The organism is Mesorhizobium sp. B263B2A, assembly GCF_020165775.1.
GTDB lineage: Bacteria > Pseudomonadota > Alphaproteobacteria > Rhizobiales > Rhizobiaceae > Mesorhizobium > Mesorhizobium opportunistum.
Genome location: NZ_JAIUIU010000006.1, coordinates 208,542 through 233,645, shown reverse-complemented (window position 1 = coordinate 233,645; position 25,104 = coordinate 208,542). Strand labels below are relative to the sequence as shown.

Below are 25,104 nucleotides of genomic sequence, written 5' to 3'. Positions count from 1 at the left end.
TCAGAACAGGCGTTCGCGGACGTAGACGGTATCTCCGGGCAGCAGTGGATCCGAGGTGACCACACGGCCCGTCATCACCTTGCCGTTGATGTCGCGGGTGATGTCGACGCTCTCCTGGTTGGCGCGCGGTGTGAAGCCTCCGGCAATAGCGATGGCCTTCTGCACCGTCAGGCCGGGCACATAGGAATACTGGCCGGCGGCGCCCACTTCGCCCATGACGAAGATCGGCCGGTAGCGATCGATCTCGACGGAAACATCGGGATCGCGAAGATAGCCTTGCCGCAACTTGTCGGCGATCTCCTTTTCCATCTGCTGCGCGGTGTGGCCACGGGCGGGTATGGCGCCGACAAGCGGGAAAGAGAGATAGCCGGACTGGTCGACGCTGTAGGTGTTGGTCAGCCCGTCCTGTTCGAACACCGTGACGCGGACGCGGTCGCCGGCACCGAGACGATAGGGTTGGTCGAGGACCTCGTGGAAGGCCGCCGGTGTCGGCCGGTAGCTGGAGCAGCCGGCGAGCATCGATACGGCAAGCAGCGCGCGAAAGAGGGAAGCAGTGCTTTTCATGACCGGACACGTACCTTCGACTGGCTGCTGCGGCGTCGCAGCAAACATCTGATATCGAGGCTCGTTATCATCCTGTTAGGGTTAATGGTCGGTAAAGGAGCCGGCCGATACCGTCCGCGCCGGCAAGGATTTTGGTATTTTATCGTTTTTTTCTTGCCGCTCGCCAGCAAGTCCTAACGAGAGCTTACCTTGGTCTTAACGGCTGAGTTACCATAGTTGTTTACGGTGCATCCTGACCCAGTTTCGGAGTAGGGATGCATGTCCGTTCAGTCCGCGGCCGCAGATGTCGATGTTGACCTCAAGCAGCTCTTCGCCAGCCTGGCGAGGCGTTGGCTGCGCACAGTGCTTGTCGTTCTGGTGGTGACGGGGCTGGCCTTCGCCTTGGCGTCGCTGGCAACCCGGCACTACAAGGCGGAGACGCAGGTGGAGATCGTGCCGCGCGAATCCGTATACACGCGGCCGGCCAGCAACAACAGCGACACCGACAAGCCGATTCTCGATGAACAGGGCGTCGCCACGCAGGTCCAGATCATTTCCTCCAACGAAATCCTCAAGCAGGTGGCGCAGAAGCTTGGCCTGGAGAAACTGCCCGAGTTCAACGATGCGCTCGACATGTCGCCGCTGAGCCGCCTTTTGGTCCTGGTCGGACTGAAAAGCGATCCGATGGAAATTCCGACGGAAGAGCGCGTGCTCAAGAAAATGCACGAGAAGCTCAACGTCTATGGCGTCGAGAAGACCCGTATCATCGCCATCGAGTTCTCATCGGAAGATCCAAAGCTCGCGGCCGCCATACCCGACGACATTGCTGCCGCCTATATTGCCGGCCAAGGCGCGGCAAAGCTCGAATCGAACAACGCCGCCGCCGACTTCCTGGCGCCGGAGATCGCCGACCTGCAGCGGCAAGTCAAGGATGCCGAGGCGAAGGTCGCGGCCTATCGCGCGCAGTCCGATCTTTTGATGGGCGGCAACAATTCGGTGCTCGCCACCCAGCAGCTTTCGGAATTGTCGAGCGAACTGTCGAAAGTGCGCGCCAATCGCGCCGCGGCCGAAGCGACAGCCGACGGTGTACGCAAAGCGCTGCAGAATGGCGGCTCGCTGGACGCGGTGCCGGAAGTTCTGTCATCCGACCTGATCCAGCGTCTGCGCGAGCGTCAGGTCGAACTGCGCACCAACATCGCCGATCTGTCGACGACGCTGCTCGACAATCATCCGCGCATTCGCGCACTGAAATCGCAGCTGTCCGATCTCGACGCACAGATCCGCAGCGAGGCGCAGAAGGTGATGAAGGGCCTGTTGATGCAGGCCGAGACCGCCAAGGCCCGCGAGAGCCAGCTTGTCGCCGACGTCAACACGTTGAAGGCGGCGTCGGCCCAGGCCGGCGAACAGCAGGTCGATCTCGACGCATTGCAGCGCGATGCGGCGGCCAAGCGCCAGCAACTCGAACTCTACCTGACCAACTACCGCGAAGCGGCTTCGCGCCAGGATCGCAAATATCTGCCGGTCGACGCCAGGATCGTCTCGAAGGCCTCGGTGCCTTCGGAAGCCTATTTCCCCAAGATCGGGCCGATCGTCGGAGCTGCCTTCGCGGCCTCGCTGCTGCTGATGGCGGTGCTCACGCTGTTGCAGGAACTCTTTTCGGGCCGCGCCATGCGCCCGGCCAGTGGCGCCCGTTTCGAGCCGATCGATGAGGTGGCGATGCCGGCGACGGCTCGCTCCGAGCCATCCGGCCGCCTGGAACCGCTAATTCCCGGCGAGGCCGCCAACCGTGCCGCCGAGACGCCATGGCCCCCCGAAACGATCTCGGATCCGGAGGCGCGGCCTGCTGCCGAGCCTGTCACCGAGACTGAATCCGTGCCAGAGCCCGAGCCTGTTGTGGCGGCGCGGCCGCGCTCGGTGCTTGGCGAGATCGACATCGAGAAGGCGGCTGAAAAGCTGATCGCGAGTGGGGCCGCGCGCGCCATATTCGTTTCGCCCGAAGGCGACGAGGCGGCCGCATCGGCGATCCTGGTGGCGCGCGAGGTTTCCGACGCCGGCCTGCGCGTCCTGCTGCTCGACCTCACCGCCTCGGGCGCCGCCTCGCGGCCGATGCTGGACAGCGGGCTTTTCCCCGGCATCACCGATCTGCTCGTGTCGCAGGCGCAGTTCAGCGACGTGATCCATGCCGATCTCTATTCCGACTGCCACGTCATTCCGGTCGGCACCGCCGATCCGGTCCGCGCCATGCGCGCCGCCGACCGGCTGCCGATCATCATGCAGTCGCTGACCACGGCCTACGATCTGGTGGTGGTCGAATGCGGACCGGCCGACGCACAAGGCATCAGCCGTCTGGGCGGCGATGCCACCGAGGTGTTCCTGTCCATGCTGGAGCCGGACGACGAGGTGGCGCAGGCCGCGGTCAAGCTGATCGAGAACGGCTACCCGGACGTGACGCTGGTGACGCCGCTTGGTCACGAGCCCCCGGGCACCCCGGGACGCCGTTCCGCGGCCTGAAGGAACCGCTGTCCGGAGGCAGGCTCCGGACTATCCCAGTTCGAGCGTCGTCACGCCGAATATCCTGTTGGCGTCGAGCTTCGGCGGCGGGCCTTTGTACATGCGGGTGGTGGTGAAGGTCGGTGAGAAACCCGCCGCGCCGAGTGCCGCGATGAAATCCACCTGGGTGGCCGGGACGTCGATGTTCAGGTCGCCACCCTCGCACGCGCTCGCCAGTTCCTCGAGCAATCCAACCGCGGTCTGCATGTCGTCGGCGAAGAGCGGGCCGACCTTGAAGCCGCTGCGGCAGGATCGCGCCACCGCATAACCAGCCATTCCCCGCGGCGTGATCGCCGCCAGCGCATGGTGCGGTGGCTGCACCCATCGCCGAAGGAAGGAACTCCGGGATGCGGGAAAGCAACGTGCGTCATAGGCGATGATGTCGGGCATCAGTTGCGACGTCACCATGCGAGGCCGCTCGGCGCCGATGGGCGCGGCTGCGGGGCGCCCGCTGTAGCGGACGGTTTCGTAGGCCGGCGTGAATCCCTTGCTCTGGTAGTTGGCCTGCTGCTCCTCGACGCCATCGAGCCCGATGGTGCGCCCGGCCAGCCGGTCCATGCCCGCGGTCCACACCATCTTGCCGTAACCCTTGCCGCGCATGTCCGGACGGCAGATGTAGAGACCGATGAAACCGAAATCGTGCCCATAAGCCACAGCCGAGATCGCGGCGACCATTTCGTTGCCGACAAAGGCACCGATGAAACCCTCCTGATCTGCTGCCTGGAACATCGCGGCATCTTCAAGGCCGGGATTCCAGCCCTCGGCAGCTGCCCAGTCGACGAGGACGGCCAGTTCTTCAAGCGACAGCGCGCGGATGGTCGGCTTCATGATGCTCATTTCGCAGCGATGGTTACGGTCGAAGGATTTCAGCAGAGATGACCGGTCTTGGCCAGTCGCTTGCATCGGCGCCGCGCTTCGAGGTCGAGGCCTGCCGAAAGCAAGCCCCGGCAAGGCCTAGTTGTCGTCTTCGCCGGGGGCGGGGGCCGGCTGTCCAGCAGCCTTGCGGCGCAGCATCTTGGTCAGCTTCCAGACCATCGGGCTGTTCTTGATAAAAGCCTTCAGCCGCGTGCCCTGGCGAAGCCCCTGTGCCAGCGCGCGGCCCTTCAGCGTCAGCGGGACCAGCACCTCGAAATGCCGGGTTTCGATATCGCACCACAGTCGCTTGTAGGGCTCGTCGCCGACCGAGAAATCATAGACCGCAAAGCCGGTCTCGCAGGCTTCCTGGATGTTGTTGAAGAACAGGAAGTCGCCGGGACTGGTGTGGGCGAGATCGTCCTCGGAGATCGCTCCGAACTCACAGATCACGCGTTTGCCCGAAAAGCTCGACCCGGTGACGGCGCGCAGCCTGCCGGCGACCTCTAGCCCGTGCAGCACGAAGGAGGGTTTTTGTTCGGCCAGGGCCTGGCCGAACAATGCCCGGAAGAAAGCGCGCGTGTGGTCGTCGCCGAAGACGTTGGCAATGCCCATCTTGCGGAAGCGGGATTCCTTCATCTCGAAGAAGGCGTCGAGCAGCCTGTTCACCTCTTCCGGTGTGGCGGCCGTGATGCGCCGATGGCTGCCGACGGCCTCGAACTTGCGTGTCTGCGAACGATGCTTCTTGCGTTTGCGCTTGCCGCTCGCACGCGCCAGCAACGCGTCGAAGCCGCCGTCGAGATCGACGGCCAGCGCAAGGTTGGGGCTGGCAAAATGATCGAGCGATGCGAAGGGATTGGCGATGCCGTCGAGGTCGGGCAACAGTCGTTCCAGCGCGATGAGATCGATGTCGGGGCGCGCCCTGGCGATGGCGGCAAGCAACGTCCGGATGGCCGCGACATCCGCCTTGGCCAGCCATTGCGGGTCTGCGGCGGCAAAATTGCCATTGGCGTGTCGGCCGCCCATGAAACGGGCGACCCGGAACGGGCCGCGGCGGGTCACTTCCAGCGCCAACGCCAGGACCGGTTTGCCTCCGAGAGCGAGCGTCGCGACGATCGGATCTGGCCTGACCTGCGTGGCCCAGTTCAGGGTCCATATAGCGCCCTGTGCCGGAGCGCAGAGCGCAGAGCGGCAGAACGCCGCATAGGCCGCGAGCCCCTCGGCGGCGGCAACGCAAACAGACAGCCCGGCGGCATCTTTCGGCAGGGCCCGTGACGAGGCTTCGGTCGCCGTGAGCCGATTGCCCTCAAATGACGCCGATGCGTCAACCATACCTCAATCCTTAGGGCGTATTGATCCCGATTTGGGGTTCGCTCAGGCGTATTCTGTGCTTGGATCAGCCTAGGCGCAAAAGGTGAATGAATGATCGACGGCGGGGAGGCAATCCGGAAACTGGCGCTCAACGTCGCCCGCTATACCGGCCTCGCACCGCTGGCCAGGCCGTTTGTCGGCGGCATCGGCGCCATCCTGATGCTGCACCGCGTGACGGCGACGCCGGAAAAGCCCGATAGCGTTAACCGGCACCTCAACATCTCGCCCAGCTTCCTCGACGCCATGATCGCCGACATGAAGGCGGGCGGCTATGCCTTCGTCTCGATGGACGAGGCGATCGAGCGCATCAAGGCAGGCGGCAAGGGTGGCCGGTTCGCCACCATCACCGCCGACGACGCGTACCGGGACAATTTGACCGAGGCTCTGCCGGTGCTGGAAAAGCACGGCGCGCCGATCACCATCTATGTCGCACCCGGGTTGATCGACGGCACCGCCGATCTGTGGTGGGATGTGGTCGAGGACATCGTCAACGCGTCCGACCGCCTGACCCTGACGACCTCGAACGGCCCGGTGCTGATCGATTGCAAGACCCCCGCCAGGAAACACCAGGCCATCGCCCGGCTGCACACCTACTTCACCACCGAAGTTCGCGAGGAAGACTTGCGGACCGTGCTGCGCGAACTGGCCAGTGCAAATGGCATCGACGTGGATGCCTCACGCCGGCGCACGCTGATGAACTGGGATGAGATCCGCACCATCGCGGCGCACCCGCTGGTGACGATCGGTGCCCACACCATCAATCACAGCAATCTGAAGCGGCTTTCCGAGGCCGGCGCACGGCAGGAGATCGGCGCTGTGAAGGACATGTTGCGGGCTGAGCTTGGCGCCGAGCCCCGTCATTTCGCCTACCCCTATGGCTATGCCAGTGCCGTCGGCTGCCGCGAGGTGGGCTTTGCCCGTGATGCCGGCTATGCCTCCGCGGTGACGACCCGCCACGGCGTGCTGCGCGCCGAGCACGCCGGCTTCCTGCATGCCTTGCCGCGCCTCTCGGTCAATGGCCGCTACCAGAGCCTCGCTCATATCCGCACCATGCTGTCGGGCGTGACAACGCCGCTCGCCAATGCCGGCAAGATGGTCGTGACAATCTGACGGATTATCTGGCTAGGCCAGGCCAAAGCTCAGCGCTTGGCCCGCGGCTCCAGCATCAGCCATTTGATGATGCCCATCGCCGGCAGCACCCACAGCAGGCCGCTGAGCAGGAAGAACAGGAACTGCACCAGCGCACCGGACTCCGACAGCCGGGCGACCGCGAAGATCGAGGCGACCAGCGCATAGATGATGACCAGTGCCACCAGCAGGAACATTCCGATCAGCTTTTTCAGGCGAATGGGCATGGCTTGGCCTCGTTGATCGCACTCGCTTAAGCCGAACGCGGGGCACGCGCAACCCGCGGCGGACGGCGCGACGGCGTGCCGCGCCGGACGGTCTTGCCAGCACGGGTACGATGGTCCACCAATCCGCGACCTCAACCTGCCGGGAATAGATCATGGCTGCCATTTCAGCCGCCGCGCCGTACGTGGCCCGCGACCGCGACCTGCACAACCGCGCACTGCTGCGCGGCTGGCTTTATGTCGTGCTTCTGGTGTTGTTCGCGCTGGTGCTGGTCGGCGGCGCCACCCGGCTTACCGAGTCCGGCCTATCGATCACGCAATGGCAGCCGATCCATGGCGTCATTCCGCCGCTCAACGATGCCGAGTGGCAAGAGGAATTCCAGCGCTACCAGCAGATCCCCCAATACACCGAGCTCAACAAGGGCATGAGCATCGAGGCGTTCAAGTCGATCTTCTGGTGGGAATGGGCACATCGCCTGCTGGCACGCAGCGTCGGCCTGGTCTTTGCCGTGCCGCTGCTGGCCTTCTGGGCGACGCGCCGCATCGAGCGCGGCCTCGGACCCAAACTGGTCGGGATTCTGCTCCTCGGCGGTTTGCAGGGCGCCATCGGCTGGTGGATGGTGGCCTCGGGCCTGGTCGACCGCGTGTCGGTGAGCCAGTACAGGCTGGCGACGCACCTGACGCTGGCAGCGCTGATCTTCACCGCCACCATGGTCGTGGCGCGTGGACTGGCGCCGCATTCCGAACCCGCCGCCGATCGCTCGACGCAGCGCCTGGCCGGCTTCATCGTACTGTTGGCGCTGATCCAGATCTATCTCGGCGGCCTGGTCGCCGGCCTCGACGCCGGCATGAGCTACAACACCTGGCCGCTGATGGACGGCAGGATCATCCCGGGCGATCTGCTGATCCTCGAGCCGGCATGGCGCAATTTCTTCGAGAGCCCGAAGACGGTGCAGTTCGTCCATCGTCTGGGCGCCTACACGGTCTTCGTCGTCGCGCTCTGGCACATGATCGCGACGCGTCGGCGGCTGCCCGGGTCGACCCATGCGCGCCGCGCGACGCTGCTGTTTGTGCTGGTGCTGGTGCAGGCCTCGATCGGCATCGGCACGCTGCTGATGCAGGTGCCGCTGCATATGGCGCTGACGCACCAGGGTTTTGCGCTGGTCGTGCTGGGCTTCGCCGCCGCTCACTGGCGCGGCACCAAGGGTGCTTACCCCCTGCCGCACCAGGTTGCGCTCCGGACCTGATCGCGAGCCGATCGGTCGATCACATCCAGAATTCGTTGGACCGCGTGGTCTTCTCGCCGTCGAATTCCGCCTGGCGCAAGGTGGCGGATGGGGTGGACTGGCTATGGGCTGCCTTGGCAGCCTTGTCGGCGTCGGCAAGCGACTACCGCTCCCGTCCACGGACTTAGAAAGCGGCCCGCACCGTCCGGATAGCCGCGGCTATCGACAGTTCGCGGTTCTCCTCGACCGCGTTGTCGTCCTCGTGATGCCAGGCCGCGGACAGGCAGCCATAGGCGATGGCGTGGTCGAGTATCGCTGCCGGTGATTGCCCCAGCGTCCTGGCAAAGATTTCGGCCATATGCGCGATCCGCAGGGGATCGAGGCAAAGCTCGTCGCGTTCGAGCGGGTTGTAGAACATGTTGGCGGCGTCGAAGCTGGGGTCGCCGAGCACGCCCTTCGGATCGATCGCCAGCCAGCCGCGCGGGCCATGCAGGATGTTCTCGTGGTGCAGGTCGCCGTGGAGCGGCCTGACATTGCGCGGGTCGGCCAGCAATCGATCTGCGATTGCGGCGGCCTCGACATAGGGGCTGTCATGACCGTTGGCGCGATCGGTTGCGGCTTTCTTGAAAAGGCTGGCGAACCGCTCCCTGAGCGGCTGAAGCTCGGACGGGAAGGGGTGCTTCGATGGCGAGAGCAGCCTTGCCATCACCTCGGCGGCGACTTCGGTGGCGATTTCGTCGCCTTGCTCATCGAGAACCTTGGAAAGCAGTGTTTCGCCGGCAAATTCGAGCAGCATGCTGTGACCGTCGCGGCCAAGCAGGCGCACCGCGCCTTCGCCGCGCCGCCAGGCAAGGAAATGCTCGCCGCGCAACTCGTCGGCGACATCGTCGAAAGGCTTGAGCGCCTTGACGATCGCCGGCGAGCCATCCTCGCGCCGCACCTTCCAGATGCGGCTCGAAAAGGTTTCGGCGATGAGTTCTGGCGCGCTGACATTCCAGCGCGCCGGGAAGGCTGGTGCGTCCATCAATGCATGTCGCTCAAGAGTGGCCCCGAAAGACGACGCGCTTTAGGTCCCGAGCATCAGGTCCATGTTCTGGACGGCAGCACCCGACGCGCCCTTGCCGAGATTGTCGTAGACCGCCAGCAGCAGTGCCTGCGCGCGTTTGTCGTTGGCAAAGACATAGACCTTCATGCGGTTGGTGCCGTTGTAGATCTCCGGATCGATGTCCGGCATGCGCTCCAGATGCGCGTAAGGCGCCACCTCGACCACGCCGCCCTTGATTGCGGCGAAATGGTCGGCAATCGCCGCATGCAGTTCCGCACCGCTCGGCACGTGATCGAGGCCGCCGAGCTGCAGCGGCACCACGGTGATCATGCCTTGGGCGAAATTGCCCACGGCCGGCTGCATGATCGGGTCATGCGACAGCTTCGCATAGGCCCGCAATTCCGGCACGTGCTTGTGCTGCAGGGTGAGGCCGTAGGGCAGGAACTCCGAAGCATCTTCGCCCTTGGCGACATAATCCTCGATCATCGGACGCCCGCCGCCCGAATAGCCCGAAATGCCGTTGACGGTGATCGGGAAATCCGCCGGCAGCAGGCCGGCGGTGACCAGCGGCCGCAGCGTCGCGATCGGTCCTTGCGGCCAGCAGCCGGGGTTGGCGATACGCTTGGCCGAGGCGATCGTCTTCGCCTGATCCCTGTCCATTTCAGCGAAACCATACGCCCAGCCCTCGGCCACGCGATGCGCGGTCGACGCATCGATGACCTTGGTCGTGTCATTGGTGATCAGCGAGACGCTTTCCTTCGCCGCGTCGTCCGGCAGGCACAGGATCGCGATATCGGCGGCATTGAGGAATTCGGCGCGTGCGGCCGTTTCCTTGCGGCGCTCGGCGGGAATGGAAATGATCTCGAGGTCGCCGCGCTCGGCAAGCAGCGCCCGGATCTGCAGGCCGGTGGTACCGTGCTCGCCGTCGATGAAGATTTTCGGTTTCATTGCCTGATCAAGTTCCCTGAGATTTCAAGACTATATGCCGTTACCATGATTCACCGCGGCGCCGTTGTGGTTGCCGTTGTTCAGTTCTTCGAGCCGGGCTTTCCGCTCCGCCAGCAGGCCGAGATACTGCATGGCCACCATCGAGCCGGCAATCGCCGTTATATCGGCGTGATCATAGGCCGGCGCAACCTCCACGACATCGGCGCCGACAATATCGACCTGGTTGAGCTGCCGCAGCGTCGACAGGATCTTCGCCGAGGACGGCCCGCCGGCAACCGGCGTGCCCGTGCCGGGCGCATAGGCCGGATCGAGGCAGTCTATGTCGAACGTCAGATACGTCTTCTTGCCGCCGGTGCGGTCGACGATGGCGTAGGCGATGTCGGACGCGCGCATCTCCTCGATTTCGTGGCCATGGAGAATCTTGATGCCGAACGTGTCGGGGGCATGGGTGCGGATGCCGATCTGGATCGACCGGTCGGGATCGATGATGCCTTCCTTGACCGCGCGGCCGACGAAGGAGCCGTGGTCGATGCGCTTGCCGTCGTCCTCCCACGTGTCCTGATGCGCGTCGAACTGCACCAGGGCGAGCGGTCCGTGGATTGCGGCATGTGCCTTGAGCAGCGGCCAGGTGACGAAATGGTCGCCGCCAAGCGTCAGCAGGAAGGCGCCCGACTTCAGGATCTTGGCCGCCTCGCGCTCGATCGTGCCCGGCGTCTTCTGGTGGTTGCCCGAGTCGAGCAGGCAATCGCCATAATCGACCACCGCGAGGTGCTCGAACAGGTCGCGCGAAAAGGGGTATTGCGGGTCATTGTCGAGGATCGCCGAGGCACGGCGGATAGCCTGCGGGCCGAAACGCGCGCCTGGCCGGTTGGTGACGGCGGCATCGAACGGAATGCCCCACACGACCGCGTCCGCGCCCTTCACGTCCTTCGTATATTTGCGCCGCATGAACGACAGCGCGCCGGAATAGGTCGGCTCGAACGCAGCGCCCGTTTTGGAGCGGGCGGTGAAGGCATGGTCGATGGTCTTGGTCGCCATTAATGGTCCTCGGTTTTCATCGGGGTGCAACAACTACAGAACCGGCATGGAAGATGCCAGTCACAGCTTGGGGAGACGAAACCGCGCCGCCCGGGTGCCACGGCAAGACAGGATTTGTACCGTCATGACGCAAACAGCGTTTCTTAATCCGTCCCGTGCCGTGGTGTCGACCCACGCCGGCACGATCGCCGGCGAACGCTTCCAGGTTCTCGATTCCTGGCGTGGGATCTGCGCGCTGCTGGTGGCGCTGTTTCACTTCCCGACCGCTTCGGTGATCTCGCAGAGCCGTTTCATCGGTTCGTCCTATCTTTTCGTCGACTTCTTCTTCGTCCTTTCCGGCTTCGTCATCGCCAGCAGCTACGCCGATCGCCTGAGCCAGCCGGTACAGGTCGCTCGCTTCGCGCTGGTGCGTTTCGGCCGTATCTATCCCCTGCATCTCATCATGCTCGCGGCCTTTGCCGGGTTCGAACTGCTGCGGCTGATGCTGCCGCAACTGCATGGCGCCGGCGCTGCTCCGTTCACCGGTGGGTTCGACCTGAAAAGCCTGCTTGCCAATCTTCTCCTGCTGCAAGGCATCGGCTTCGAGGATCGACTGACCTGGAATGCACCAAGCTGGAGCATTTCGGCGGAATTCTTCGCCTATCTCCTGTTCGCTGGCGTCGTCTTCGTCGCCGGCGCGCGTGCCTGGATATGGTTCGTCGCCGCCGCCGTCACCGCGCCCCTGTTCCTGCTCGGCTTCTCCACCCATCATATGGATGTGTCCTATGATTTCGGCTTCATCCGCTGCCTTTACGGCTTCTCGCTCGGCGCCCTGCTGGCCTGGTTTCAGCATGATTCCATTGCAGGGGCGCGACAGGTTCTCGTCAGGAGCGGCCCGCGGATGAGCTGGACCCTTGCCGAAATCGTCATGGTGGCGGTCATTGCCCTTTTTGTCTCGCTGGCGGGAAGCAATGATTTTGGCATCGCGGCACCGCTGGTGTTCGCGCTGGCGCTGTTTCTGTTCGCCCACGAAGGCGGCTGGATTTCAGCTCTGCTGAGGGCGCCGTTCATGCTGACGCTCGGCGCGCTGTCCTACTCGATCTACATGGTCCATATCTTCGTCCAGGCGCGGCTGATCAATGTCGCCGGGCTCGTCGAGCGCAAGCTCGGCCTCGGCCTTGTCGGCGACATCGTGCTGCGCGGGCAACCTGCGACCGGTTTCGGTGCCGGTTGGGTCGGGATAGCCGCGATCGTTCTCATGCTCGCTGCCACCGTCGCTCTATCCTGGATCACCTGGCGCTTCGTCGAAATGCCTGCGATGGCATGGTTCCGCCGGCTCACGAAACGCATCTGACGCACGGCCATTGAGGATTCCGCTAGCCGGCTTCGTTCACCTGGATGTCACGGGCATCGCCTATCCGGATCACGATCCGGCAAGGAGCGATTCTCGATGCGGACCATCTGGCTGAGCGTTCTGTTTTCCACGGCACTCGCGGCCACCTGCGGCCAGGCCTTGGCCGGTGAGACCCGCGCCAGGCAGATACTCGACCGCTTCGAACATGCCAACCAGTGGCGGGACCACGTCATGGTGGCCGCGCATCGCGCCGGCAGCATGCAGGCCGGCAAGACGCTCTATGCGGAAAATTCGCTCGCGGCTGTCCAAGGCTCGATCGCCATGGGCGCCGAAATCGTCGAAGTCGACATCAGGCGCTCGAAGGACGGCGAGTTCGTGGTCATGCATGACAGTTGGCTCGACCGCACGACGACCTGCAAGGGCGAGGTGGTGAAATACACGCTGGCCGAACTGAGGACCTGCCGGCTGGTGATCGAGGGTACTCGCGCCGTCACCAACGAAACGGTTTCGACGCTGCGCGAAATGCTGATGGCGACCCGGGACAGGATCCTCATCAACCTCGACAACAAGCTCGAGGTCGGTGACCTCCCAGGCATGATCGCGGTGGCCCGCGATCTCGGCATGGCGGACCAGGTCATCGTCAAGGAGAACCTGTGGAACCAGGGCAGGATCACCGCGGCAAAGGCCGCCATGGCTGCGGTCGGCGGCGTCCAGTTTATGCCGATCATCGCCGATGACGCGGTGCATGATGCCGGTTTCGCCGAGACGGTCGACCATGCTTTTGCGCCGCGTGCGATCGAACTGATCAACTGGCGCGCAGGCGCCGAGACGCTGACCGAAACCGGCGGACCGCTGTTCAGCACGCGCATGCGGGCCGCCGCGGTGCGCGGCAACTGGCACATCTGGGCCGACACCTATGCCATCGCTGGCAAGCCGGGCGGCTTCCTGGCCGGCGGCCGTGGCGACGAGCTGGCGGTGCAGGCCAGCCTGCCGCGCGAAGCCTGGGGTTTTTGGGCCGACCGCGGCGCCACCATCATCCAGACCGACGAACCGAAGGCGGCAATCGGCTGGCTGGCGGCGAACGGCTACCGCGTGCCTTATGCCGATGAGGTACGGCCGGTTGAGGCCTCCAGCACTGCCAGCATCAACTAGGAAAAAATAGGAAATCCGACGCTGGCGCCATTACCCCACCCGGCGCGTAGCGCCGGGCAGGGTGACTGCCGAGCCGCAAACAAAAAGGCCACCCGGAGGCGGCCTTTTCGATTGTCCAAACTGCGGAGCGCTTAGCGCTTCGAGAACTGGAAGGAGCGGCGGGCCTTCGCCTTGCCGTACTTCTTGCGCTCGACGACGCGGCTGTCGCGGGTCAGGAAGCCGCCCTTCTTGAGCACGGCGCGCAGCGCAGGCTCATAGTAGGTCAGCGCCTTGGAGATGCCGTGACGCACAGCACCGGCCTGGCCGGAGAGGCCGCCGCCGACGACGGTGGCGACGATGTCGTACTGGCCAGCGCGGTTGGAGGCGATGATCGGCTGGTTGAGGATCATCTGCAGGACCGGACGCGCGAAATAGGTTGCGAATTCCTTGTCGTTGACGACGATCTTGCCGGAACCCGGCTTTACCCAGACGCGCGCAATGGCGTTCTTGCGCTTGCCGGTGGCATAGGCGCGGCCCGACTTGTCGAGCTTCTGGACGTGGACGGGTGCCGCGGCCTGCGTATTGGTGTTGCCGGTGGCGGCGCCCAGTTCTGCGAGCGAGGAAAGCTCAGCCATCTTATGCGACCTTCTTGTTCTTGGAATTCAGCTTGGCCACGTCGAGGACTTCTGGCTGCTGGGCGACATGCGGATGCTCGGCACCTGCATAGACGCGCAGGTTCTTCATCTGGCGACGGCCGAGCGGGCCACGCGGCACCATGCGCTCGACGGCCTTCTCGACGACACGCTCGGGGAAACGGCCCTCCAGCAGCTGGCGCGCGGTGCGCTCCTTGATGCCGCCGGGGTGGCCGGTGTGCCAGTAATAGACCTTGTCGGTGAACTTCTTGCCGGTGAACACCACCTTGTCGGCATTGATGACGATGACGTTGTCGCCGTCGTCGACATGCGGGGTGAAGGTCGGCTTGTGCTTGCCGCGAAGATGATTGGCGATGACAGTGGCGAGACGGCCGACGACGAGACCCTCGGCGTCGATCAGGATCCACTTCTTCACCACATCCGCAGGCTTCTGCGAAAAGGTTGTCATGTTTTCTGCTCTCGGTTTGGACCTTCCCAAAAACATAGAGAAGGCGTTTCTTGTTGCTTGGATTGGCGAAAAGCACTTGCCCGCCGCCAATAACAAAACGGCGGCCTTTGCGGGCCGCTGCTTCGTGAGGGCTTATAGGGGAGAAGGGTAGCCCTCGTCAAGCATCATTGGCGGTCAACGAAACCGAAAAACCGTTAAATTTCAAGTGTTAAACTATGTGGTATTATTTTACAACACGGCCTGCCGCCAAAACGGCTGGTATTTCGCTCACCGCCGGCCACTCGTCACTGCAAGCAGGAGTCTGATGCCGACGGCGACCATAATGGCTCCGGCCAGCCTTCCCTGCCACACGACGAAGCTGCTTCGGCGCGACAGCCAGCCGCCGACCGCGCCGGACGTCAGCGCGACGGCGCCGAGGACAACCATTCCCATCATCTTCATAGTCGTGCCGAGAATGATGAACTGCAACGCCGCTGGACCGGCCCAAGGGTGAACGAATTGCGGCAGCATCGCTAACATGAAGGCAAGCGTCGTCGGATTGGTGAGATTGCAGATCATGCCCTGCCGGAAAGCGGCTGCAGTGCCACCGGTGTTGGCAAAGGCAAAGATACGACTTTCATCCTGCCGGCGCGCCAACAGGAATTTGACCCCGATGGCGATCAGATAGATGGCGCCGACGATTTGGAGAAAGCTGTAAAGAGGCGGCGAGGATGTGATCAGCGTGGCAAGTCCCATCGCAAGTAATGGAATTTGCACGACGCCGGCCGATACGCAGCCTGTCGCGGCCGCCAGTGCGTGGCGCCAGCCCTGTCCGACGCCGCGACTGATCACAAGCATCATATCGGGCCCGACGCCGGAAAGCTGGTAGGCAAGCACGGCGCCGAGAAAGGCAAGGTATGTGGTCAGATCGGGCATGCCGCAAAACGGACGTGTCGATCGGGAGTTCCGGCCAGGATGCCGGATCGGCCTTCTCCGTGTCAGCGTTTCGGCGGGATCGAATAGGTCCCCGTCGCGTGCGCGATCGTGTGTCCGCCCTCGCCGGCGACGATGTCGATGTCGAACACCATCAGGTTCTTTCCCAGCTTCAGGATGCGGCAGTGGCCATCGATCGGTCCTGTCCCGGCCTTGCGGACGAAGTTGATGTTGAGGTTGGTGGTGACCGAGAGTGCATCCGGCCCGGCATGGCTGAGCACGCATACATAGCCGCCTATGTCGGCCAACGTGAACAGGGCAGGGCCGGACACCGTGCCGCCTGGACGAAGATGCCGGTCGCCGGCATTGAGCCGCACGATGCAGCCGCCCGGGAAAACGTCGATCGCCTCATAGGCCGCGACTCTTTCGTTAAGCTGCGGAAACTCGGCTTCCATCAGCGCATTCACCTGCTGTGCGTTCAGCACCGGCTTGAGGTTAGTCTGGGCGGGCATGTCGGTCTCTCGTTTTGCGCCGGACCCTGTATGAGCGCAGCCGCCCGTTTCTGGCAACACCTCCGTCCGTCTGGCGCAAGCGATCGGTGTTGGACGAAACCCGATCCGGTATTAGATACTCAGGCAGCCCGAGCGGAATCGCGGAGACCTTAACATGGCCGAAATCCTTGCCATCAAGCCTGCCGCTGTCGAGGGGCCGGTCGCGACCCGGCTGGACAAGGGCGTGCTGCGCCTCATGCTGGCCAATCCGCCCGCCAACGCCCTGTCGCTGGCGGTGATGGCGGCGCTGACGGCGGAACTCGAACGCGCCAAGGCCGACAAGGCCGTGCGCGTCATCGTGCTGTCGGCGGCAGGCAAGGTGTTCTGCGCCGGCCATGACCTCAAGGAGATGACGGCGCGGCGTGCCGACGCCGATCGCGGCAAGGCCTTCTTCGAAGAGACGTTTGCCGCCTGCGCCACGTTGATGCAGGCGATCGTGCGGCATCCGCTGCCTGTCATCGCCGAGGTCGACGGCCTGGCGACGGCCGCCGGGCTGCAACTGGTCGCCAGTTGCGATCTGGCAATCGCCTCGCACGAAGCGACCTTCTGCACGCCGGGCGTCAACATCGGCCTGTTCTGCTCGACGCCGATGGTGGCGCTGTCGCGCAATGTCTCGCGCAAGCAGGCGATGGAGATGCTCTTGACCGGCGAGACGATCGACGCGGCGACCGCGAAGGACTTCGGCCTGGTTAACCGCGTCGTGCCGCGCGAGTACCTGAATCAGATTGTCACCAAATACGCGCAAACCATTGCTTCCAAATCGTCTTTGGTGGTGAAGACCGGCAAGGAAGCCTTTTACGCCCAGGCCGAGATGGGATTGGCGGACGCCTATGCGCATACCGGCCGCGTCATGGTCGAAAACATGCTGGCGCGCGACGCGCAGGAGGGCATCGGTGCCTTCATCGGCAAGCGCAATCCGGAATGGATGGACGAGTAAGGGAGACGCATTCATGGAACCGCGCATCTCCATCATCACCATCGCCACAGACGATCTCGATCGCGCGGTGCGTTTCTACGAGGCGATGGGCCTGAAACGGCATGCCGGCATCACCGAAGGCGTCGCCTTCTTCCAGATGGGGGGCGTCATTCTCGGCCTGTTCCCGCGCGAAAGCGCCGAGCAGGATTCCGGCGTCTCCTTCACCGGGGCGCCGTCCGCCGTCTATCTCGCCTACAACACCCGCTCTGATGCCGAGGTCGACGAGGTGCTCGCCATGGCGGAAAAGGCTGGCGGCCGCATCGTCAAGCCGGCCGGCCGCGCTTTCTGGGGCGGCTGGTACGGCTATTTTGCCGACGCCGACGGCCATGTCTGGGAAGTGGCGCACAATCCGGCCTTTCCAATCGCGGAAGACGGCACGATTTCGCTGCCCGAATGATGCAGCCCCGGCGATGCTGACCAAGTGATGGCCCACCGCAAGCAGCTGACGCGGCTCAAGGCACCCTATCTCAAACGCATCCTGCTCGATCCCGCGCGCGTGAACGATTGGGAAAAATACCCGTGGAGCCTGCCGCTGTTTCGCGGCCGTGCCTTCGAACTCGAATTCACCACGCCGATCACCATCATCGTCGGCGAGAACGGCACCGGTAAATCGACCTTGCTCGAGGCGATCGGCGCTCTGGCCGGTTACGACGAGGCTGGCGGCGGCAAGGGCTACCGGCCGGTCGACCATTCCAGCGCCATCGACAAGAGTGGCGCCGCGCTGGCGAACACGTTCCGTGGCCACTGGCTGCCGAAGGTCACCGCCGGCTGGTTCTTCCGCGCCGAATCCTTTTATTCCGTCGCCCGCTACCTCGACCAGGCAGCGCTGGAAGACCCATTCAAGCCGCCGCCGCCGGATTTCCTGTCCTGGTCGCATGGCGAGGGCTTCATCCGCTTTTTCGAGGAACGCTGCCGCAGGCAAGGCATCTATATCCTCGACGAGCCCGAGAGCGCGCTCTCCCCGTCGCGCCAGATCGAACTGCTCAAGATGCTGCGGCGCATGGACCAGTCGGGCACCGCGCAAGTGATCATGGCGACGCACTCGCCGCTGCTGATGGCCTGTCCCGGCGCGCGGCTGTTCCGCATCAGCCGGTTCGGGCTCGAGCCCGCCGACTTTCGCGACACGGACCATTTTCGCATGCTGCGCGATTTCAGCAATGACCCGGATGGTTTTCTCACCGAGGCGTTGTATGAGGACGAGGCATGAATCACGATAGCTACGACAACACCTACATCGGCGGCATCCTCAATTCGGTGAAGACCATCGCCATGGTCGGCGCGTCGGCCAATGACGTCAGGCCAAGCTATTTCGTGCTCAAATACCTGCTGGCCAAGGGGTTTTCGGTATTTCCGATCAATCCTGGCCAGGCCGGCAAGGAAATCCTTGGCCGCATGACCTATGCCAGGCTGGCCGACATTCCGGAGCCGATCGACATGGTCGACATCTTTCGCGCGCCGGCGGCGGTGCCAGGCATCGTCGACGAGGCGTTGCTGCTCGATCCGCTGCCGAAAGTGATCTGGATGCAGCTTGGCGTGCGCCATGACGAGGCGGCCGCACGTGCCGAGGCCGCCGGCATCAAGGTGGTGATGAACCGCTGCCCCAAGATCGAGTACGGCAAGCTCTCCGGCGAGATCGGCTGGACCGGGGTTAATTCCGGCATCCTGTCGTCGAAGAAGCCGCTGATGCGCCAGGGCTTTCAGAGCTTTGGTGTGCGCCAGAAATAGGCAGCAGCAAAAGCGCAAAATTATTCCGGCAAAAGCCGTATTTCCCTTCGGCTTGGTCGAAGGTCCCACGCCGAAGGGTATTTTCTTCTTTGCATTCCGGGCCGGGCTTCGCCAAGAATGCCCGGCGATTTTCAGAAGGTTTTTTAGGGAGGTTTCCGTGACCCGTACGCCCGGTTTCAATACGCTCGCCGTCCATGCCGGCGCCAAGCCCGATCCGGCCACCGGCGCGCGCGCCACGCCGATCTACCAGACCACGTCCTTCGTCTTCGACGATGCCGACCATGCCGCCTCTCTCTTCGGCCTGAAGGCCTTCGGCAACATCTACACCCGCATCATGAACCCGACGCAGGCTGTGCTCGAAGAGCGCGTCGCCGCACTCGAAGGCGGCACGGCTGCCCTTGCGGTGGCATCCGGCCATGCCGCGCAGGTGATCGTGTTCCACAATCTGATGCAGCCGGGCGACAATTTCGTCGCCGCCAATAAGCTTTATGGCGGATCGATCAACCAGTTCGGCCATGCCTTCAAGAATTTTGGCTGGGAGGTGCATTGGGCCGAAGCCAATGACGTCTCGACCTTCGAAAGCCAGATCGACGACAGGACCAAGGCGATCTTCATCGAGAGCCTGGCCAATCCTGGCGGTACCTTCGTCGATATCGAGAAGATCGGCGAAATCGCGCGCAAGCATGGCCTGCCGCTGATCGTCGACAACACGCTTGCCTCGCCCTACTTGATCCGGCCGATCGAGCACGGCGCCGACATCGTCGTCCATTCGCTGACCAAGTTCATCGGCGGCCATGGCAATTCGATCGGCGGCGTCATCGTCGATGGCGGCACCTTCGACTGGTCGAAGTCGGGCAAATACCCGATGCTGTCGCAACCGCGCCCCGAATATGGCGGCCTCGTCCTGCACGAGACCTTCGGCAATTTCGCTTTCGCCATTGCCGCGCGCGTGCTCGGCCTGCGCGATCTCGGCCCGGCGATCTCGCCGTTCAACGCGTTCCTCATCCTGACCGGCCTCGAAACCTTGCCGCTGCGCATGCAGCGCCATTGCGACAACGCGATCACCGTCGCCGGCTGGCTGTCCAACCATCCCAAGGTCGCCTGGGTGAACTATCCCGGTCTTCCCAGCGACAAGAACAACGCGCTGCAGAAGAAATATTCGCCGCTTGGCGCCGGCGCCGTGTTCACCTTCGGCCTCAAGGGCGGCTATGAGGCCGGCGTCAAGTTCGTCGAGGCGCTCGAACTGTTCTCGCATCTGGCCAATGTCGGCGACACCAAGTCGCTGGTCATCCACCCGGCGTCGACCACGCACCGCCAGCTTTCCGACGAGCAGAAGGTCAAGGCAGGCGCCGGTCCGGATACCGTGCGGCTTTCCATCGGCATCGAGGATGTCACCGACATCGTCGCCGACCTGGAACAGGCGCTCGCCAAGGTCTGATTTGAATAAGTAGTGAGTAGTGAGTAGTGAGTAGTGAGTAGAAGCGCTCCCGTAGACGCTCGGGTGGCTAGCCACTAATCACGACCGACGACTACTCACTGTGGGAGGCAAGTCTTGTCCGCACATTACCTGACAATATCGACCGACAGCGTCGAATCGGAATCCGGCGCACCGGCGCCGGATCGGCTGATCTCGGGCGACCCGAAATTCCGCACCTGGAATGTCGAGGAACGGGACGGCGGGCTCTACGCCGGCATCTGGGAATCCACCCCGGGCAAGTGGCGCATCGTCTATGACGAATGGGAATTCTGCCACATCCTGTCCGGGGTCTCGATAATCGCGGAACAGGGCGGCGAGGCGCGCACGGTCAGGGCAGGCGACAGTTTCGTGCTGAGGCCAGGCTTCAAGGGCAGCTGGGAAGTGCTTGAAACGACACGCAAGGAGTATGTGATCAAGCTGTGATCACTTCGCCGGAAATTGGCCGAGACAGGCCTCCGAAGCCTTGTCATGGGCGGTCAGCAAATTGGCGTCCTGGGCTTCGAGATCGGCGTCGGCAATCTCGTCGCGATAATATCGCGTCAACAGGTCCAGCCCTTCCTGGGCGATACCCTGGGTCGGCATTTCCCGCGCCAGACAGCCGCAGAGGCTGAGTGCGCGGTCCGGCAAGCCGACCTTGCGGTTGGTCAGGATGAAATCCTGGGCCGGGCAGGCGGCGATGAAGTCGTTGAAATCCAGCCTCTGTTGCGGCTGGTCGCCATGATTGAAGTAGGCCGGCTGCCACTGGCTCTTGCCGCTGACGACGTCGCAGCCGGTTGCGGTGTCGCTTGCCTTCGTGGTGACGGCTTGCCAGGCTTTCTCCTTGTCGCCGCTGGGATACTCGAAATTCTCGCCCAGCGAGGCGGCATACTGGTCAAGGTCGTCCTGGGTGAAGCCGATCGCCTGAAACCGGTTGAACTGGCATTGGCATTCACCGGCAACCCGTTCGGCCTCGCCCTCTTCTGGCTTTTCGCTGGATTTGCTTTTTTGGCAGGCGGCGATGAAAACGGCGCCGTCGAGCGACGTGGCGGGGAAGGTCGAGACTTCAGCGTAGCGGTCGCCGGTCCAGCCAAACAGCTTCTGGTCGAGTTGCAGGTCGATGAAGCCGTTGCGCTTGAAAGCACCGAGCGCGACCTTGTCTGGAGGCGTCAGCCTCGCACCGGGGATGTCACCGAGAACCTCACGGTAGCCATCGCCTTCCAGCACGAACAGGAAAAGCCCGCATTTGGCGCCATCGCAAGCGGGATCCGCGACGTAGGCGTAGATTTCGGACAGACCGTCGAGGTTGAAGTCGACCTCATAGGCCGAGAACTTGTCCGCGGGCACGGCAGCACCCGTCTGGCGCTCCAGCAGGCCCGCCGCCATCGCCCTGGCGATGGCATCGCTGTTTTCCTGCGGGATGTTTTCCGGCTGCTGCGCCTGGGCGTGCGCCAGGCATGCGCATAGCAATGCCGATGCGAACGCCGTCGCCAGTTCGGAAAACAGTCTCATATCGCAGCCCCAGGCCCGCGATCGTTCAAAAGCCGACGGCGAGCGTTTCCAGCCCATGGAAGTGGTAAGTGTCGCGGAAGCGCGGGCTTTCGGCAAGATGCAGCTTTGGCTGGCGGTCGAACAAGGTCTTCAGCGACACTTGCAATTCGAGCCGGGCGAGCGGCGCGCCGATGCAGAAATGGATGCCGGCGCCGAAGGACACGTTCTTCTGGTCTGTCCGGTCCGGCCGGAAGGCCTGCGGGTCGGCAAAGGCGCGCGGGTCGTGATTGGCCATGCCGAGCAAGAGCCCGATCGTCTGGCCCGGCTGCACGACGACGCCTGGCGCCACTTCGATCTCCTGATAGGCGTATCGGGTGAACATGTGCAGCGGTGCGTCGAAGCGCAGGCATTCCTCGACTGTTGCAGCGGTGGCTTCCGGCGAGGTGAAGAAGCGGCGCGGGTCACCCTGTTGCGCCAGGATCGAGCTCACCGCATTGCCGGTCTGATGCACGGTCGCTTCATGGCCGGCGTTCAGCAGCAGGATGGCCGACGACACCATCTCGTCCTCCGACAGTCTTTGGCCGTCTTCCTGCGCCGAGATCAGCAGCGACAGCAGGTCGTCACCCGGGTTCTTGCGCCGCTCGGTGATGTAGCCGCGCAGGAAATCGGCAAATTCGCTCGCGGCGCGGTTGGCCGTTTCCTCGGTCTCGCGGGTGCGGCCATGGATGTACATGGCGACCATTTGATGTGACCAGTCGAGCAGTTGCGGCCCCATCTCGACAGGCACGCCGAGCATTTCGGCGATGATGGTGATCGGCAACGGCGCCGCGAAGGCGGGCAAAAGGTCGACCGGGCCGGCCGGATCGAAACGGTCGATCAGCTCATTCGCGAGTGCTTCGACACGCGGCCGCAGCCGCTCGACCTGGCGCGAGACGAAGGCGCGATTGACCAGTGTTCGCAGCCGGGTGTGCACCGGCGGTTCCAGCTCCAGCATCGAGTTCGCTTCGATGCCGTCGAAAGCCTTGAGATGGCTTCTGTCCTGGCCGACGCCCCGACTGTCGGGAATGCCAGCCGGGTTCTGGCGGCCGAAGCGGCGGTCGCGCAGCAGCCGGTTGACGTCATCGAAGCCGCCAAAGCACCAGAAACCGAACTCCTCCCAGAAAAACGCATTCGATAGGCCGTGCAGGTGCGCATAGGCCTCGTAGGGGTTGAGGAAGAAAGCCGGCTCGTGCGGGTCGAGCCGCAGGTGGCGGGTGGCTGGATCAAAGGCCAGATAGGGGAGCGTGGTCATGACAGACCCATAGCCCGGCTTGCCAGCCTCATTCCAGACCGTATGTTGGCGCCCGATAGCCCATGAGTTGAGCCAGCCGGTGCGGCTACGGAAGGTCTCGGCGGCTCAGCGATTGAGCTCTTCGGCGGCGGCAATGACTTCCGATACAATGGCCCGTACGTCATCCGGGGCCGTCCGGTGATTGACGAAACAAGCCCGCAGCACGAACTGACCATTGATCGTCGCATTCGACAGATACACCCGGCCGCGCGCGATTACGCGTCGGAGGATCGCTTCATTGTCCTTCGAGCGATGACGGAAGCAGACCGCGCTCAGCGACACGGGCGCAAGCTGTTCCAGCTCTGGATGCAACGCGATTGTTTGCGCCAATATTTGCGCATGATCGAGATCGCGCCTGATGGCTTCGCGATAGGCACCGCGTCCGTGAAACTGCAGCGACATCCAGAGCTTCAGCGCGCGGAAGCGTCGAGACAGCTCGATCGACTCCTCAAAGAACGCAAAGGCTTCGGTGGGATCTTCGCTCAATATCCTGACATAGTCGTCGCTGTGCGAGAAAGTCGTGCGCGCGATGTCTGGATGACGATTGAGCAGGCAGCCGCAATCGAGTGGTTGATACAGCCATTTGTGCGCGTCGAGCGACAGCGAATCCGCCAAGGACAATCCCTGGAACTTTTCCGGCACTGCCAGGGCCGCCATCCCGCCATAGGCACCATCGACGTGCATCCACAGCGCCTCCCTGCGGGCAATGTCCGCGATTTCAAGGAGAGGATCGATTGCGCCGGAGACGATGGTGCCGACCGTGGCCACGATGGCGATAGGCACGTTTCCGGCCTCGCGGTCGGCGGTTATGGATGCCTGGAGGGCGTCCGTGCGCATCTTGAATTTGTCGTCGACGGGGATCAGGCGCAGATTTCTTCTGCCGATGCCGAGCAGCGCGACGGCTTTTGGTATCGACATGTGCACTTGCTCGGAAGCATAGATCACGCATGGCTGTACGCCCGTTTCATTGGCTGGCAGCTTCGCTTCCCGCGCCATCGCCAGCGCCATGAGGTTGGCCATCGAGCCGCCGCCGCACAGGCTGCCTGTAAATCCGGCGCAGCCGACGGCCTCGGCCAACCACCCGACGACGGCGCGTTCGATCGATGTCGCCGCCGGCGCCGACCGCCACGACGTCACGTTTTGATTGAGCACCGCAGCCAGCAATTCCCCCAGCGCGCCGATCGGTTCGCCCGAGCCGACGACGTAGCCGAAGAACCTGCCGGTGGCGGGGCGCGCATGCTCCGCGATCGACTTGAAGTCCTGCAGGATTTCCCGACCACGACCGTTCTCCAGCCAAGGCCGCGAGAAGAGTTCGTTCGTGTCCTCGCCGCTGGTCGAGGGATATGCCCGACGCCCTTCGAGAGACGCCCAATAGCTTTTGGCCAGCCCCAAGGCTTCTTCCGCAATATCGGATAGTTCCTGGTTGGAAATTTCCAGGTCGCGCATTGCTCGGCCCAAAACAGGTTTCCGTTGCGCGCAGACTACACTTCCGGTTGAAATCCAACAACCGTCGTGGGGTCGTCTATGTCGCTAGTCCTGGCAATGCCTTGGAATATGTACGCGCCGCCAGCCTGACGACCCTTCGCGCACCAGAACGCGCCTTGCGACGGTCTGGTAAGAGGCGGGAATATCGATAACGCGCCTTTGCTCGGGCCGAACCAGCACTTCCTCGGCGATCCGGTCATACTGCGCCGGAATGACGATGCGCCGTGTGCGCTCCGGCTGGACCACCACGGTCTCGGCGACGCGTTCGTAGCGCGCCTTGTGCCAGACCTTGCACAGCACCCTGCGGCCATGGATGACGCGCCATTCCCAGGAATAGCCGCCATCATCGACCTGGACCGTATGGTAGACGGTGCGGGTGACGGCGGGCACGACCTCGTAGCTCACCTGGGCCGGAACGGTCATCACCACGCGTTCGCGCGTGCCGTAAATGGGCGGGTCGTAGTCCACCTGCTGGCCGGGCGGACTGACCATCACGTCCTCGTAGACCGTGTCGTAGACGGCAGGCGAACGGACCGGCTCATAACATTCGACGGCGCGGCCACCGGCCGCCGTCGGCGAAATCGTGCCGAGCACGGTCAACCCGGCAATGGTGAAGCATGCGATTTTCCCAGGCATGGCACTCCCCCTACCGAACGGCGTTCAACGTTGGATTGTAGGGGAAGCGGCTCCG

Annotated in this window: 26 protein-coding genes; 11 read left to right on the top strand and 15 right to left on the bottom strand. The window is 63.6% G+C overall.

The features are described 5' to 3' along the window. Window positions 1–564 carry a polysaccharide biosynthesis/export family protein gene (locus LB568_RS13625; protein WP_013532220.1) on the bottom strand — a complete coding sequence of 188 codons (564 nt, stop codon included), beginning with the start codon at window positions 562–564 and terminating at the stop codon, window positions 1–3. Between the two features lie 258 nt (window positions 565–822). On the opposite strand from LB568_RS13625, the gene LB568_RS13620 reads away from it, so the two are divergent. Continuing rightward, window positions 823–3,054: a GumC family protein gene (locus LB568_RS13620; protein ID WP_224730400.1), complete on the top strand. Its 2,232-nt coding sequence runs from the start codon at window positions 823–825 to the stop codon at window positions 3,052–3,054. A gap of 30 nt (window positions 3,055–3,084) precedes the next feature. Here LB568_RS13620 and LB568_RS13615 read toward each other — a convergent pair whose 3' ends face one another. Next, window positions 3,085–3,921: a GNAT family N-acetyltransferase gene (locus LB568_RS13615; RefSeq protein WP_224730399.1), complete on the bottom strand. Its 837-nt coding sequence runs from the start codon at window positions 3,919–3,921 to the stop codon at window positions 3,085–3,087. Window positions 3,922–4,047: 126 nt separating this feature from the next. Next, window positions 4,048–5,277, bottom strand: a complete 1,230-nt coding sequence (locus LB568_RS13610; RefSeq protein ID WP_224730398.1) for a GNAT family N-acetyltransferase — start codon at window positions 5,275–5,277, stop codon at window positions 4,048–4,050. A gap of 90 nt (window positions 5,278–5,367) precedes the next feature. On the opposite strand from LB568_RS13610, the gene LB568_RS13605 reads away from it, so the two are divergent. Next, on the top strand, window positions 5,368–6,426 hold the full coding sequence (locus tag LB568_RS13605) for a polysaccharide deacetylase family protein (RefSeq protein ID WP_013895960.1): 1,059 nt from the start codon (window positions 5,368–5,370) through the stop codon (window positions 6,424–6,426). Window positions 6,427–6,455: 29 nt separating this feature from the next. Here the strand turns inward: LB568_RS13605 and LB568_RS13600 are convergent, their stop codons facing one another. Beyond that, window positions 6,456–6,671, bottom strand: coding sequence for a DUF2842 domain-containing protein (locus LB568_RS13600; RefSeq protein ID WP_013895959.1), 216 nt, complete (start codon window positions 6,669–6,671; stop codon window positions 6,456–6,458). A gap of 152 nt (window positions 6,672–6,823) precedes the next feature. Between LB568_RS13600 and LB568_RS13595 the strand changes: the two genes are divergently transcribed. Beyond that, the gene (locus LB568_RS13595) at window positions 6,824–7,915 is read left to right on the top strand and encodes a COX15/CtaA family protein (RefSeq protein ID WP_013895958.1); all 1,092 of its coding nucleotides are present in this window, start codon (window positions 6,824–6,826) and stop codon (window positions 7,913–7,915) included. A gap of 163 nt (window positions 7,916–8,078) precedes the next feature. Here the strand turns inward: LB568_RS13595 and LB568_RS13590 are convergent, their stop codons facing one another. The 3 genes from LB568_RS13590 to speB are packed head-to-tail and all read right to left on the bottom strand — an operon-like array spanning window position 8,079 to window position 10,925. Next, window positions 8,079–8,921 (bottom strand): aminoglycoside phosphotransferase family protein, encoded by an 843-nt coding sequence (locus tag LB568_RS13590; RefSeq protein ID WP_224730397.1) that lies wholly within the window; start codon window positions 8,919–8,921, stop codon window positions 8,079–8,081. Window positions 8,922–8,960: 39 nt separating this feature from the next. Continuing rightward, entirely contained in the window at window positions 8,961–9,887 is a 927-nt protein-coding gene (gene argC / locus LB568_RS13585) for an N-acetyl-gamma-glutamyl-phosphate reductase (protein WP_140573375.1), read from the bottom strand. Between the two features lie 30 nt (window positions 9,888–9,917). Beyond that, a complete protein-coding gene (gene speB / locus LB568_RS13580; protein ID WP_140573376.1) occupies window positions 9,918–10,925 on the bottom strand; it encodes an agmatinase in 1,008 nt (335 codons plus the stop codon). Between the two features lie 124 nt (window positions 10,926–11,049). Here speB and LB568_RS13575 point away from each other — a divergent pair, with 124 nt between their 5' ends. Then, window positions 11,050–12,258: an acyltransferase family protein gene (locus LB568_RS13575; protein ID WP_224730396.1), complete on the top strand. Its 1,209-nt coding sequence runs from the start codon at window positions 11,050–11,052 to the stop codon at window positions 12,256–12,258. Between the two features lie 96 nt (window positions 12,259–12,354). Beyond that, window positions 12,355–13,410 (top strand): glycerophosphodiester phosphodiesterase family protein, encoded by a 1,056-nt coding sequence (locus tag LB568_RS13570; protein WP_224730395.1) that lies wholly within the window; start codon window positions 12,355–12,357, stop codon window positions 13,408–13,410. Between the two features lie 131 nt (window positions 13,411–13,541). On the opposite strand, the gene rpsI is transcribed toward LB568_RS13570, so the two are convergent. The 4 genes from rpsI to LB568_RS13550 all read right to left on the bottom strand — a co-directional run bounded on the left by rpsI (window position 13,542) and on the right by LB568_RS13550 (window position 15,914). Beyond that, window positions 13,542–14,024: a 30S ribosomal protein S9 gene (gene rpsI, locus LB568_RS13565; protein WP_013895952.1), complete on the bottom strand. Its 483-nt coding sequence runs from the start codon at window positions 14,022–14,024 to the stop codon at window positions 13,542–13,544. A 1-nt stretch (window position 14,025) separates the two neighbouring features. Continuing rightward, complete coding sequence (gene rplM / locus LB568_RS13560) at window positions 14,026–14,490, bottom strand: 50S ribosomal protein L13 (RefSeq protein WP_010915638.1); 465 nt, start codon at window positions 14,488–14,490, stop codon at window positions 14,026–14,028. 267 nt (window positions 14,491–14,757) lie between these two features. Next, window positions 14,758–15,366: a LysE family translocator gene (locus tag LB568_RS13555; RefSeq protein WP_224730394.1), complete on the bottom strand. Its 609-nt coding sequence runs from the start codon at window positions 15,364–15,366 to the stop codon at window positions 14,758–14,760. A gap of 101 nt (window positions 15,367–15,467) precedes the next feature. Then, window positions 15,468–15,914: a PaaI family thioesterase gene (locus LB568_RS13550; protein WP_013895950.1), complete on the bottom strand. Its 447-nt coding sequence runs from the start codon at window positions 15,912–15,914 to the stop codon at window positions 15,468–15,470. A 154-nt stretch (window positions 15,915–16,068) separates the two neighbouring features. Between LB568_RS13550 and LB568_RS13545 the strand changes: the two genes are divergently transcribed. The 6 genes from LB568_RS13545 (at window position 16,069) to LB568_RS13520 (ending at window position 20,554) form a co-directional block, all read left to right on the top strand. Continuing rightward, the gene (locus LB568_RS13545) at window positions 16,069–16,890 is read left to right on the top strand and encodes an enoyl-CoA hydratase (protein WP_013895949.1); all 822 of its coding nucleotides are present in this window, start codon (window positions 16,069–16,071) and stop codon (window positions 16,888–16,890) included. 13 nt (window positions 16,891–16,903) lie between these two features. Next, a complete protein-coding gene (locus LB568_RS13540; RefSeq protein WP_013895948.1) occupies window positions 16,904–17,326 on the top strand; it encodes a VOC family protein in 423 nt (140 codons plus the stop codon). A 27-nt stretch (window positions 17,327–17,353) separates the two neighbouring features. Beyond that, the gene (locus LB568_RS13535; protein WP_013895947.1) at window positions 17,354–18,136 is read left to right on the top strand and encodes an AAA family ATPase; all 783 of its coding nucleotides are present in this window, start codon (window positions 17,354–17,356) and stop codon (window positions 18,134–18,136) included. Continuing rightward, window positions 18,133–18,654, top strand: a complete 522-nt coding sequence (locus LB568_RS13530; RefSeq protein WP_224730393.1) for a CoA-binding protein — start codon at window positions 18,133–18,135, stop codon at window positions 18,652–18,654. Before LB568_RS13535 ends, LB568_RS13530 begins: the two co-directional genes overlap by 4 nt. 157 nt (window positions 18,655–18,811) lie before the next feature. Then, window positions 18,812–20,092, top strand: a complete 1,281-nt coding sequence (locus LB568_RS13525; protein ID WP_224730392.1) for an O-acetylhomoserine aminocarboxypropyltransferase — start codon at window positions 18,812–18,814, stop codon at window positions 20,090–20,092. A 114-nt stretch (window positions 20,093–20,206) separates the two neighbouring features. Further along, window positions 20,207–20,554: a cupin domain-containing protein gene (locus tag LB568_RS13520; protein WP_224730391.1), complete on the top strand. Its 348-nt coding sequence runs from the start codon at window positions 20,207–20,209 to the stop codon at window positions 20,552–20,554. Here the strand turns inward: LB568_RS13520 and LB568_RS13515 are convergent, their stop codons facing one another. The 4 genes from LB568_RS13515 to LB568_RS13500 all read right to left on the bottom strand — a co-directional run bounded on the left by LB568_RS13515 (window position 20,555) and on the right by LB568_RS13500 (window position 25,049). Continuing rightward, the gene (locus tag LB568_RS13515) at window positions 20,555–21,619 is read right to left on the bottom strand and encodes a hypothetical protein (RefSeq protein ID WP_224730390.1); all 1,065 of its coding nucleotides are present in this window, start codon (window positions 21,617–21,619) and stop codon (window positions 20,555–20,557) included. Window positions 21,620–21,644: 25 nt separating this feature from the next. After that, window positions 21,645–22,889: a cytochrome P450 gene (locus LB568_RS13510; RefSeq protein WP_224730389.1), complete on the bottom strand. Its 1,245-nt coding sequence runs from the start codon at window positions 22,887–22,889 to the stop codon at window positions 21,645–21,647. 105 nt (window positions 22,890–22,994) lie between these two features. Beyond that, window positions 22,995–24,374 carry a pyridoxal phosphate-dependent decarboxylase family protein gene (locus LB568_RS13505; protein WP_224730388.1) on the bottom strand — a complete coding sequence of 460 codons (1,380 nt, stop codon included), beginning with the start codon at window positions 24,372–24,374 and terminating at the stop codon, window positions 22,995–22,997. Window positions 24,375–24,458: 84 nt separating this feature from the next. Next, window positions 24,459–25,049 carry a hypothetical protein gene (locus tag LB568_RS13500; RefSeq protein WP_224730387.1) on the bottom strand — a complete coding sequence of 197 codons (591 nt, stop codon included), beginning with the start codon at window positions 25,047–25,049 and terminating at the stop codon, window positions 24,459–24,461. Window positions 25,050–25,104 lie beyond the last annotated feature (55 nt).